Genomic DNA, 12,616 nt, shown 5'->3' with positions numbered 1-12,616 from the left:
CTATGAACAACATTGAACGTCCATTGGATGATAACTCAACTGTATCAATCCACGACAATGAAAAACTGAAGCAAGTTGAACGTAAAGAGGCCCAAAAAGAGAAGAAAAGTGGCATTACGATTCGAGAATTGACAATTATTGGTCTACTAGCAGGTATCACTATTGCATTAGGGCTTTCTGGTTATGGTATTATTCCATTAGGGCCGCTAAATGTAACAACTTTACATGTACCAACTTTAATTGGTGCTATTGTAGAAGGACCAAAAGTGGGGGCCTTTGTAGGCTTTATCTTTGGTTGCTATAGTTTGTGGCAAAATATTACAGCTCCTAATATTTTATCCCCACTATTTATTAATCCAATTATTTCCGTATTACCGCGTATACTTTTCCCAGTATTAGCATATTTGGTATATCTATTATTGTGGAAAGCACCGCAAGGTCCACGTATTATTGTTTCTGCTTTTATGGGGACCGTATTCCATACGATCATGGTTATGGGATTAATCTTCTTACTCTATGCAGATATGTTTGCTTTTAAAATGAATCTTAGTCCAGATCAAGTATTAGGCTCTATTGTATTCTTGTCTGTTACACATGGTATTCCAGAAGCAGTTTTTGCTGCTGTAATTGTAACACCGGTGGCAATGGCTTTACGAAAAGTATTGCGTAAGGATGCTCCTAAGAAAACTAAAGGTGAAGCTATGCGAGACGCAAAAGTTACAGACCATCAATTAGGAGAAACTGAAGTGGTAGAAACCAAATAAGCTGAAGTTGTAGACGAAAATAATAACGAAATAGTATTTTACAGGCTTTTTATAAATATGATAAAATAAATATCATTCGATAAGTATTGAGGAGGATAATCATGGCTAAACGTATTCGTACTATCAACACTGAATCCTTACAAAAAACTGCTAAAACTGGCGGTTGTGGGGAATGTCAAACATCTTGCCAATCCGCTTGTAAAACAAGTTGCACAGTTGGTAACCAAGTTTGCAAACAAAAATAATGAAGAGGCTCGCTTAGCGGGCCTTTTTATTTATGTTTTAAAGACATACATTGTATAGTATATCTTTATGACTCTTTTTATAACGTTTAGTGTGGAAATGTGGTACAATTATCTAGAAAGTTCTATATACTAGAGCTTTTACCATACAAATCAATTGGAGGTACCATGTTAGAATTAAAACCAATGATCCATAAGTTTCGGATGAAGGATAACTATTACTGCTTAGACGTAAATAGCGGTATTATCCATGTTATCGACGAACTCATCGATAGAGTTCTTGACATATATGATGGCACTAATCGCGATGCTGTACATGCTGCGTTAGATGCTAAAGAAGATGCAGTAGAACTAGATGAGATTATGGACGAGTTAGATGAGCTCATCAAAGCGGAGCAACTATTTGCACCGATGAGTAAAGAGTTTAAACTTGTAGTAGGTGAGAAACCTATTGTTAAGGCATTATGCTTAAATATTGCTCACGATTGTAATTTAGCATGTAAATATTGCTTTGCTAGTCAAGGGGATTACGGCGGTGTTAAACGAGAATTGATGAGCTTTGATGTAGCAAAACGAGCTGTGGACTTTCTTATTAAAATGAGTGGACCTCGCCAACATTGCGAAATTGACTTTTTCGGTGGTGAGCCATTGTTGAACTGGGATGTTGTTAAGCAAACGGTTGAATACATTGAATCCATTCAAGAAAAGCACAATAAGATATTTAAGCTTACATTGACTACGAATGGTATGCTTTTAACACAAGATAAAATCGACTATGTAAACAAACACAAGATGAGTTTAGTATTGTCTTTGGATGGTCGTGAATCCGTACATAATGCAATGCGTCCAGTAGCAGGTAGTGGTGCAGAGTCTTATAAATATATTGCTAAAAACCTTATCAACGCAGTAAAACAACGTCACGGTCTTGAATATTATGTACGTGGTACATATACTCATAAAAACTTAGACTTTACTAAAGACGTTATGGCAATGTCTGATCTTGGCTTTGAGCATTTGTCCATGGAGCCTGTTGTCGGTGAAGAAGGGGACTATGTGCTTCGTGAAGAAGATTGGCCAGCTCTAGAGAAAGAATATGAAAAATTAGCAGATATTTATTTACAACGCCAGTTAGAAGGTTGGGGTGAGAAGTTTAACTTCTTCCACTTCCGCATGGATTTATATCGTGGGCCATGTATGGCGAAACGCCTTCGTGGTTGTGGGGCAGGTCATGAATATATGGCAGTCGTACCTAATGGCGATATTTATCCATGCCATCAATTTGTAGGCAAAGATGGATACGTGCTTGGTAATGTGTATGATGGTTTACAAAATACAGAGATTCCTAAAGATTTCCGCAATACACATGTATTCTCTAAACCAATTTGTGCTGAATGTTGGGCGAAATTCTTCTGTTCCGGTGGCTGTCATGCTAACAACATTACATTGGGTGGCGATCTAGAGACACCTTATGAATTTGGTTGTCGTTTACAGAAGAAACGTATTGAATGTGCTATCATGATTCAAGCCGAATTAGAACAAGCTGGTATTGATGGCAGTATTCCTGTTGCATTAGGTTAATTACATTTGATTCTCCGAGTATAGTAGGAGTTTATATGAAACAAAATAGTAATCAAACTACAGAACGCTGGGGAATTCGCTATACCGGTATAGTTCAAGGGGTCGGATTCCGACCCCTTGTTTCTATGTTAGCCCATTCTCTAGGATTAACAGGTTTTGTATATAATGATAGTCAAGGCGTGTATGTTGAAGTTCAAGGTTTTCTAGGTGAATTGCAGTTATTTTTAGATGCTGTTCAAGAGGAGCAACCTCGTTTGTGTCGTATTACTAGTCAAACTGTACAGCATCTTACACTTAATATGCATGAAAGTGATTTTGTTGTGCAGGTATCCCCTTTAGGTGAATCCGTGAGTACCTTTATTAGTGCTGATACTGCGCCTTGTAATGATTGCCTTAAAGAGTTACAACAAGATAAACGTAGAAAGGAATATCCTTTCATCAATTGTACAAATTGCGGACCAAGGTATACGATAATCAAATCTTTGCCCTATGATCGAGAACGAACGACGATGAATGAGTTCCCCATGTGTGAAGATTGTAAGGCTGAATATGAAGATATAGAGGGGCGTCGTTATAGAGCTGAACCAAATGCATGCTCTTATTGTGGGCCTCGTTATACTTTATACAAGCCAAATCGCACGGCTGTAGATACGGTAAATGTATGGAATACTACGCGGGAATTGATCAATGAAGGTAATATTATCGCCATAAAAGGTGTAGGAGGGTATCATCTTGTTTGCGATGCTAGAAATGACGCTGCTGTACAACGATTACGTAAGCGGAAGAATAGACCGCATAAACCATTAGCAATAATGGTGGGATCTCTAGATATGGCGATTGAGTTAGTACATATTAACGATGTAGAACTAGATGTATTAACGGGGATGGAACGTCCTATTGTGTTATTAGAAAGGAATCATAATAGTTCTGTTCGGTTAAGTCCTCACGTTGCACCTGACAATCATATGTTGGGTGTGATGTTGCCCTATACACTGATGCATGAGGTTTTATTGCCCTCTGATGCAGCCTGGGTTATGACCAGTGGCAATCGAAGTGGTGATTCCGTATTATATAACGATGACCAAGCGTTTAATGAACTAGGTGAGGTAGCAGACTATTTCCTCGTTCATAATCGTGAAATCTATGCTCCTCTTGATGATTCTGTGGTGGTGGTCATCAATAATAAACCTCGATTTATTCGTCGCAGTCGTGGCTATGTACCTGAGCCAATTCATTGTGACGGTTTAGAACAAACTTCGATATTAGCTATGGGCAGTGATTTGAAAAATGCGTTTGCTGTGAATAAAGGTAGTGAAGTTCTTGTAGGACCCCATATTGGAGATTTAGAGAATGCATCTACTCATAAAACCTTAGAATGGACCATTGAACGATATAAAAATTTATTTTCTATACAACCAGAAAAGATTATTATAGATAGTCATCCCCAGTTTTTCTCTTCTCGGTTAGGTGAAAGAATAGGTGAAAGTCTCCATCTTTCTGTTGTACCTGTTCAGCATCATCATGCTCATATAGCCTCTGTTATGGCAGAACACAATTTAAGGGGGCTGGTACTAGGAATTGCTATGGATGGTACTGGCTATGGACCAGATGGGACTATATGGGGGGGAGAATTCCTCCTTTGTAAAGGCAATCAATATCAGAGATTGGCACATATTCATGCGGCTCCATTGCCTGGTGGAGAAAAGGCTGTTTCTGAACCTTGGCGACAAGCCTTATGGTATATTCGTAATTATTATGGCGATGATATCCCTTTTGTATATCAAGAATGGATGAAAGAACTTCCAAAGGGATGGGAAATTTTAGATAAAGCATTACAATCTACGATGCCCATGATTCAAGCTACAAGCTGTGGGCGATTATTTGATACTGTAGGTGCTTTATTAGGTCTTGGTATGGTGCATAGTTATGATGCACAAATTGCCATTTCCTTAGAAACTCTATGTGGTGATGAAAAAGGATCACTACTTGCTTACAATTATGACGGACATATTCTTGATTTTACACCTACAATTCAATCTATTATGGATGGCGTTGTTCGTGGTGAATGTCGAGCTCATTTAGCCGCTTCATTTCATAAAACAATGGCAATCGCACTATGCGAAACGGCTGCAGACTTGATGGAGCGATATAATATTAGTGATGCAGCCATGTCTGGTGGTGTATTTCAAAATCGTAAACTATTAGAATTTATATATAAGACGTGGCATATAGGTAATTTATATATGAATGAAGCGGTTCCCTCTAATGATGGTGGACTTGCTTTAGGACAACTGTGGTTAGGAAATCAATTATAAATTGTCATATAGCTCTTATTCTTAGACAAATTTATTTAGTAATGTTTTGAATATTGTTTAATCTATGTGAGTGCCATAGCTAGTTTAAGTTCTAGTTGTTTGTGGCTACTATCACTAAATAATGAGTGTAACTGTGATACAATAATATTAATTTTATTCATATATTTCGGAGCTGTTTTATTGAAGTAAATGTATATAAAACTTGTTATAAATGATATAGATAAGGAGATAATATGTGCTTAGCTGTACCAGCGCAATTGATTGCTGTGAATGATGCTATTGGTACCGTTGAATTGACAGGTGCTACCCGTGACTGCAGCTTGCTCCTCGTACCAGATGCAAAGGTCGGGGACTGGTTGTTAGTTCATGCAGGTTTTGCTGTACAAATTGTTGATGAAGAAGAGGCTCAAAAAACATTAGAGGCCTTTAAGGAGTTAGAAGAACTTGAAGAAGCTTACTTTGCAGGAAAAGCAGCACACAGCTGATGCTTTGTTAAGGCGCATCAATGCGCTTCATAAGCCCGGTGAAACTGTGCGGCTTATGGAGGTTTGTGGTACGCATACAGTATCGATTTTCCGAGAAGGTCTTCGTCAATTATTGCCAAGTGGCATAGAACTTGTTAGTGGACCAGGATGTCCAGTATGTGTAACTGATCAAACCTATATGGATAAGGCTTTAGCCTATGCAGAACGTGAGGATGTTATTATTGCTACCTTTGGGGATATGTTAAAGGTTCCAGGTAGCTATAGTAGTCTCAATGAAGCTCAAACAAAAGGAGCTCATATCCATGTTATTTATACGCCTTTAGAGGTAATAGAACTTAGCAAAAAATATTCAGAAAAGAAAATAGTATTCTTAGCTATTGGCTTTGAAACGACTATTGCGATTATATGTGCTACTGTGAAAGCCGTTCACGCAGCAGGACTTAAGAATGTATTCTTTTTAGTATCTCATAAATTAGTGCCTCCAGCATTGCGTGCACTATTAGATAAACAAGAAGGTCATATCGATGGATTTATTTTACCTGGCCATGTGAGTGTTATTATTGGTGAAGAACCATACCGATTTTTGCCCAAAGAATACGGTATTCCATCTTGTATCGCTGGCTTTGATGGCTTAGAAATATTGTCTGCTATAGCTAATATTTTAGAGCAACGTGAGTCTGGTAATGTTGTGGTGGGCAATACGTATCATTCTGTAGTTATGCAGAAGGGAAACCCTGTAGCCCAAGCTATGATCGAGGAAGTGTATGAAGTATGCGATGATGTATGGCGTGGTATTGGTGTGATTCCTAACTCTGGTTTAGCATTAAAGGGGGAGTATGCAGCTTATGATGTAGAGCTTGCCCTTCCTATTAACTTGGATAAACCATCTCTTGATCCTAAAGGCTGTCAATGTGGACGTGTTTTGCAAGGCCTTATTAAACCGAGTGAATGTCCGTTATTTGGTAAAAGCTGTACCGCAGATCATCCGGTAGGTGCCTGTATGGTATCTGTAGAGGGTAGCTGTGCTGCATGGTATAAATATGGTTATTCTAGTGGTGGATCGACGTGGGAGGATTAATATGGAACGAGTTCGCTTAGTCCATGGTAATGGTGGACGATTTAGTCATGAGTTGACGGACCGTTTTATTTTGAAATATTTTACAAATGATTTATTGGCGCCCCTACACGATGGTGCCCAGTTTCCTGTTACAGCCGGGCGCATGGCCTTCTCTACAGATTCTTATGTGGTGCAACCTGCGTTCTTTCCTGGTGGTAATATTGGCAAGTTGGCTGTTTGTGGAACTGTGAATGATTTAGCCATGAATGGCGCGATACCTCAATATTTAAGTTGTGGTCTTATTTTAGAAGAAGGTTTGGCCTTTGAAGAGCTAGATGAAATTCTTCGCACTATGTCAGAAATGGCAAAAGCCGCAAATGTTCAAATTATTACAGGTGATACAAAGGTCGTTAAAAAGGGCGAAGTAGATAAAATCTACATTAATACTGCTGGTATTGGCATGATTCCAGATGGAATAGATATTGGTCCACATCGTGTGAAAGCAGGGCTAGATATCATTTTGTCTGGTGCTATTGGAGATCACTCCATTGCCGTTATGGGGCAACGGTTTGGGTTAGATTTATCTGACTCCTTAACAACTGACTGTGCACCACTAAATAAGATGGTTCAAGCAGTATTAGATAAAGTAGGAACTCAAGTTGCTTTGTTGAGAGATCCCACTCGTGGTGGCCTAGGTACCGTTTTAAAAGAGATCGCTGATCAGAGTCAAGTAGGCATTAAAGTTGAAGAAACGGCCATACCTATTCATGAAGAAGTGCAGTCAGTATGTAATATATTGGGGTATGACCCTTTATATTTAGCGAATGAAGGGAAAGTAGTTCTTATCGTTGAACCATCTGTTACGGACGAAGTTCTCAAGATTCTTCATAGTTTTGAAGAGGGAAGCGAAGCAGTTTTAATTGGTAAAACTTTAGATAAAAATATTGGTAAGGTTGGTCTACAAACGGCTATTGGAGGTGTTCGTTTGATTGATTTATTAGGTGAAGATCAGGTTCCACGAATTTGTTAAATTTATAATTAATAAAAGTAATTAAACTATATCATTTTGTTAATCTTTTTATTTCAATTTTTGAGCTTTCTAGATGTAGCTCGTATTAGATGTTGACACGATTTATCATTGATGATAGCATTAAATTAAGTTGCGTAAAATTCATTAAGAATTCATCGAAAATCTATATTATGTTAGTATCTTTATGTGTAAGTTCTTATACTTTCACTAGAATCTATGTATAGAATTTGTTAAAATATAAGTATCTATAGGAGGCTTATTATGAAAAAGAAGATTATTACAGCTGTTCTAGGGATTTGTTTAACTACAACTGCATTTGGTGGTATCTTGACAACTCAAGCTGGTGGACTTAGCAGCATTCTTGGTGGTGCAGCTAAAATTGGTGGTATCGGCATTGTTGTTAACAAATTTGGTCCACAAATTGACTCTTTCCTAAATAAATTATTGAAACAAAATAACTTGAGTACTGAATATACAACTAAAGTAGTTCCTATTATCAGTATTGGTACAAAAGGTTATATCGGTGCTGCTCAAGTTACTGGGCCTGCTTCTAGCATTGAAGAAGTTAAAGCTGTTGCTCAAGTAGAAGGTAGCTTTAATGGTATGGTTCGTGTAAAAGGCTTAGTTCCTGTTGATAGCACAAACCCAGTTGGTGCATCTCGTGTTCAAGGCGTAGGTGTATCTGCGATTATTGATTTGAAAATTTAATGGCCACTGAGCATATAAATTGATAGACTCAGGGAATAAGCACGGTCTTAGGCCCGTGCTTATTCTGTTGTATAACAGTTATACATTAGATACATTGTGGAGGAATTTATGAAGAAACAAGTACTTACACTTTTAATGGCATCCCTAATTTCAGGCACTGCATTTGCCGCTCCTGGTACAGTAACTGAAAAAACAAATGTTTTAGAAACTACTGTATATGGAACTGTACAAGATGGTGCTGTTGTGGACCGCATTAATCAACTTGATGAAACCGTGTATGGTACTGGTTTCAATGGTAATTCCGCAACATTGAGCAAACGTGTTGACTCCCTCTACAATTCTGTAGAAGGCAGTGGTACTAATATTTCTTTGCGCGAAGAAATGGATGCATTGGAATATACATATCAAAATAGCATTAACGCAGGATCTCTTGTAGACCGTGTAGAAAAGATGGAACGTAGCGTTAATGGTCGCATTGGTAGCGGTTCCTTACAAAAACGTATTATTTCTTTGAAGACAAAGGTATATGGTAGCAATGTGTCTCTTACTAACCAAGTAGGTACATTGTCTGGTAATCAAGTGTTCAAAGTGACTCTAAATGAAGCGGTTTCTTCTAAAACTAGTCATGAAGGTGACACTATATCCTTTACTGTTGCAGAAAATGTAATGGATGGCAATGTCTTATTAGTACCTGCGGGCACTGTAGGCTCCGGAACAATTACTTCTTTGAAAAAGGCTCGTTCCTTTGGTCGTAATGGTGCGTTAGATATTACATTTGATACAATCCCAGCTATTGATGGTACAGAATTTACTGCTGTACAAGGTAAAGAGGCTAAGGATAAAACCCGTAGTGAAGTTAAAGCAGCAGGTGCATCTGTAGCGGGCGCAGTTCTACTCGGTCCTGTTGGGCTTGTAGGGGGCGCTTTCATCAAAGGTAAAAATATTGAGTACCCAGCTGGTGCTACTGTATATGTACAACCTCAAGATTCCGTAACAATTCAAGGTCTTGTTATTGGTGGCGATGGGTTAGCTCATAGTGATGATGAATTAGCTGATGCTGTAACTGTACCTAATACAACAGGTGAATCTGAAGAATATGTAGAAAATAATGATACTGATGAAAATGCAGCTATAGCTGAAGATACTACAGCAGTTGAGGAGCCAGAAGAACCTGTAGAAAATGTTTCTCAACCTATCGTTGTTGTAAAGCGTAATCAATAATTAACAAATTCTTAAAGTAATAGGAGTTCTAGTAACCATGAGGAAACGTAAAGTACAATGGCTGGCAGCGGCATGTGTTGTTTGTTTAGCACAACCTGTATGGGCCGCTACTGAGTCAACTATTGTATATCAAGATACATTGGATAGCGTAGGTCAATCCTATGCAGGAGAAATTTCTAAAGCATCTACACCTGAATATAGTAATATCCGTGTTGTACGTCGTGGTGAAAAAGCGAAATCTGCTGCTCCTGCTGAACAGTTGCCTACACGTATCGATGCTAATAAAATGTCTTATACTGGCTCTACAGGTGATGTATATGCTCAAGGCGATGTTGTGGTGTCTCAAGGCAATCAAACTTTGATGGCCCCGCGTATTGAAGGTAATACTAAAACCACAGAATATCGTACTGTTGGGGGCTATCGCTATTTGGAAGATGGCGGTAAAACAAAAGATATTACAGGTCAAAATATGACGTATCGCACTAGCGATCGTCACTTTGAGGCAGACCAAGCCATGGGATGGAGCGATCCCTATTATGTAAAGGGCAATAACGCCACTTTTGATGGACAAATAGGCCATATGGAAAAGGGCATGGTCACTACAAAACATGCGATGGCTTTTGTTCATACTCCAGATTATCGTGTGGAGGGTCAAGATATTCAGGTATATCCTGGTGATAAAGTCGTTATTAAAAAACCATCCTTTTATATTAAAAACTTTAAAGTATTATCCTTGCCATCTTATACGACTTCATTGCGTCATGACAAAGAAGGCAAATTTAGTATTTTTTCCTTAATACCAAAACCTACGTATAGTAACGATGATGGTATTGGCTTACATGGTAGTACAGAATATCCTATCGGTAAAAATGGTGAAGCTTATATTGACTATCGTTGGTATTCTAAATCTGGTTTTAAACCACAGGTGGGATATCGTCATTATTTACCTTGGGGGACTGCTTCTGTTGGTTATAGCAAGGAATCTAATGAATATAATGATGAAACAGTATGGGTAGAAAAAATAGGTGAAGCTCGTTTGGATACTCATACATATCATGTAGGAAATTCTCCAATTACTGTACGTGGTGGTGTTAATGCTGGTTATTGGAAAGAGGGTTCTGTAAAAGGTTCTCATAAGGAATATTATGCAGAAGTTTCTCATGATCCGATTAAGCTTGGTAAAAATGCTGATTTACGCTTCTTAGGTGGTTACCAACGTGACTACTATGGTTATGATGGTAGTATCCGTAGCATGCCTTATTGGGGTGCTAGATTCCAATCTAAAGTTGGTAATCGTGCTAATGTATGGGTTAGCTATAATCAACGAAATATAACCTACAATAATTCCCCTTATCGTTTTGACACGACAGAACTTCCAAAAGAGCTTATTTATGGCGGTACGTATAAATTGACTCGCCTAGATGATATTTCTGTAAGTGTTAAGAATAACATGATGAGTGGGGATATTGATTCTGTCTATTATACATGGCATCGTGATTTACACTCCTTCGATATGTACTTAACATATAAAGATGGACATAAAAATAAAAATGATCAATGGAAAATTAAATTTGTAGGTAAAGACTTTTAGTTAGGAGAATACTATGCAACGCATTAGAAAAGCTGTAATTCCAGCAGCTGGTTTTGGTACACGTTTCTTACCAGCTACCAAGGCACAACCAAAAGAAATGCTTCCTATTGTCGATACACCTGCTATCCAATACATTGTAAAAGAAGCTTTAGATTCTGGGATTGAAGAAATTCTAATTATTACAGGTCGTAATAAACGTGCTATTGAGGACCATTTTGATAGTAGTGTTGAATTAGAATTGTTATTACAAAGTCAAGGTAAAAATAAACCATTGGCTATGATCAAGGATTTGGCGGACATTAAAGTTCACTTTATTCGTCAAAAAGCACCTCGTGGACTTGGTGATGCTGTATTGTGTGCAAAAGCATTTATTGGTGATGAGCCATTTGCAGTGTTACTTGGTGATGATATTGTTTACAATCCAGAAAATCCATGCTTAAAACAGTTGATTGATTGCTATAATGAGCATCCTGGTATTATTTTAGGCGCTCAATTTGTACCGGAAGATAAAGTTAGTTCTTATGGTATTGTATCTGGTGAAGCATTGGCTGATAATTTATATCGCGTTGATAACTTGGTGGAAAAACCTAAGAAAGAGGATGCCCCATCTCGACTCGCTGTATTAGGTCGTTATATTTTAACACCAGATATTTTCAATATCTTAGAAGCTACTAAGCCTGGTGTAGGTAATGAAGTCCAATTAACTGATGCATTGGCAGCCTCTAAAACGGATACGTATGCATTAGCATATGAAGGTATTCGCTACGATACAGGGGATAAATTGGGCTATTTAAAAGCCACTGTTGAGTATGCATTGCGCAACGAAGAATTGGGTGAAAGCTTTAAAGCTTACCTAAAGGAATTAGATCTAAAATAGATAATCTATGAGACTTCCATGTGAGGGGCCTATGATATATGTCATAGGCTCTTTTTGTTTATAGTTTCAAACTCATTTGTTATTTGTTAACATATGAACAATGCCTTTTGTTGACGAATGAAATAATGTTGATTATAATCAAGATATTGAATAAATAAAAGGACTGTGATTATATGAGAACATTATTTAAAGCATTATGTAATAATGATTTGAACCTACCGGGACATAGCGTTATTAAACATATGCATTATGATTCCTCAGGTAGTGATAGAACCGTATGTGAAATCGTATCGAAGGTGGCTAAAACTACCACAATTGGTATTATGGATCGCTCAGGCTTCTTGATGGTTGATTTACGACCAGTGCCAAAACAATTTAACATTCGTTCTACTATAAACCAACAGGGAACAGATGGTGCTATATCTTTCTCTAAGAAAGAGGTCATACGATTTGTAAATGATATTAATGATACGAATTCCATCCATCGTGAGAATCCTTATGTTGTTCCTGGCTGTATGATTTTAGAAACGATGTGGGATTTTTGGAATATTAGTAAATCTGCTCTGCAAATGGCGATTTATTTTCATGCACCAGTTATTGCAGATGACAAGGTAACTTTGGTGGAATATCCTGAAGATGCTCATGTAGAAGGTTACATTGGTGATACATTGGCATTTTCGGCTACGTTTTTCGGTGAAAATGAAGATTCATCATCTTTGAAACAAAGATGTATTAGTTAGAGGTAATT

General features: G+C 37.8%; 12 protein-coding genes. All 12 read left to right on the top strand.

What is annotated here, in order from left to right; genetic code table 11:
- Positions 1-2: 2 nt before the first annotated feature.
- The 12 genes from VPHSUH08_RS01820 to VPHSUH08_RS01765 all read left to right on the top strand — a co-directional run bounded on the left by VPHSUH08_RS01820 (position 3) and on the right by VPHSUH08_RS01765 (position 12,608).
- Positions 3-764, top strand: a complete 762-nt coding sequence (locus VPHSUH08_RS01820; RefSeq protein WP_105086578.1) for an ECF transporter S component — start codon at positions 3-5, stop codon at positions 762-764.
- 101 nt (positions 765-865) lie between these two features.
- A complete protein-coding gene (gene scfA, locus VPHSUH08_RS01815) occupies positions 866-1,009 on the top strand; it encodes a six-cysteine ranthipeptide SCIFF (RefSeq protein WP_004693318.1) in 144 nt (47 codons plus the stop codon).
- A gap of 165 nt (positions 1,010-1,174) precedes the next feature.
- The gene (scfB, locus tag VPHSUH08_RS01810) at positions 1,175-2,584 is read left to right on the top strand and encodes a thioether cross-link-forming SCIFF peptide maturase (RefSeq protein ID WP_105086577.1); all 1,410 of its coding nucleotides are present in this window, start codon (positions 1,175-1,177) and stop codon (positions 2,582-2,584) included.
- Between the two features lie 35 nt (positions 2,585-2,619).
- Positions 2,620-4,899: a carbamoyltransferase HypF gene (gene hypF, locus VPHSUH08_RS01805; protein ID WP_105086576.1), complete on the top strand. Its 2,280-nt coding sequence runs from the start codon at positions 2,620-2,622 to the stop codon at positions 4,897-4,899.
- Between the two features lie 233 nt (positions 4,900-5,132).
- The gene (locus VPHSUH08_RS01800) at positions 5,133-5,384 is read left to right on the top strand and encodes a HypC/HybG/HupF family hydrogenase formation chaperone (protein ID WP_004693324.1); all 252 of its coding nucleotides are present in this window, start codon (positions 5,133-5,135) and stop codon (positions 5,382-5,384) included.
- Positions 5,344-6,462: a hydrogenase formation protein HypD gene (gene hypD / locus VPHSUH08_RS01795; protein ID WP_004693325.1), complete on the top strand. Its 1,119-nt coding sequence runs from the start codon at positions 5,344-5,346 to the stop codon at positions 6,460-6,462. Before VPHSUH08_RS01800 ends, hypD begins: the two co-directional genes overlap by 41 nt.
- A gap of 1 nt (position 6,463) precedes the next feature.
- The gene (hypE, locus tag VPHSUH08_RS01790) at positions 6,464-7,471 is read left to right on the top strand and encodes a hydrogenase expression/formation protein HypE (protein WP_004693327.1); all 1,008 of its coding nucleotides are present in this window, start codon (positions 6,464-6,466) and stop codon (positions 7,469-7,471) included.
- A gap of 261 nt (positions 7,472-7,732) precedes the next feature.
- Positions 7,733-8,179 (top strand): hypothetical protein, encoded by a 447-nt coding sequence (locus VPHSUH08_RS01785; RefSeq protein ID WP_004693328.1) that lies wholly within the window; start codon positions 7,733-7,735, stop codon positions 8,177-8,179.
- A 108-nt stretch (positions 8,180-8,287) separates the two neighbouring features.
- Entirely contained in the window at positions 8,288-9,400 is a 1,113-nt protein-coding gene (locus VPHSUH08_RS01780) for a hypothetical protein (protein WP_105086575.1), read from the top strand.
- Between the two features lie 37 nt (positions 9,401-9,437).
- Complete coding sequence (locus VPHSUH08_RS01775) at positions 9,438-10,991, top strand: organic solvent tolerance protein OstA (RefSeq protein ID WP_004697340.1); 1,554 nt, start codon at positions 9,438-9,440, stop codon at positions 10,989-10,991.
- Positions 10,992-11,004: 13 nt separating this feature from the next.
- Positions 11,005-11,868 (top strand): UTP--glucose-1-phosphate uridylyltransferase GalU, encoded by an 864-nt coding sequence (gene galU / locus VPHSUH08_RS01770; RefSeq protein WP_004693334.1) that lies wholly within the window; start codon positions 11,005-11,007, stop codon positions 11,866-11,868.
- Positions 11,869-12,041: 173 nt separating this feature from the next.
- Positions 12,042-12,608, top strand: a complete 567-nt coding sequence (locus VPHSUH08_RS01765; protein ID WP_004697294.1) for a hypothetical protein — start codon at positions 12,042-12,044, stop codon at positions 12,606-12,608.
- Positions 12,609-12,616: the final 8 nt, after the last annotated feature.

Origin of the sequence: Veillonella sp. S13054-11 (genome assembly GCF_002959795.1) — a bacterium.
In the GTDB taxonomy this organism is placed as follows: domain Bacteria; phylum Bacillota; class Negativicutes; order Veillonellales; family Veillonellaceae; genus Veillonella; species Veillonella parvula_E.
This window is presented reverse-complemented; position numbering and strand designations above follow the sequence as displayed.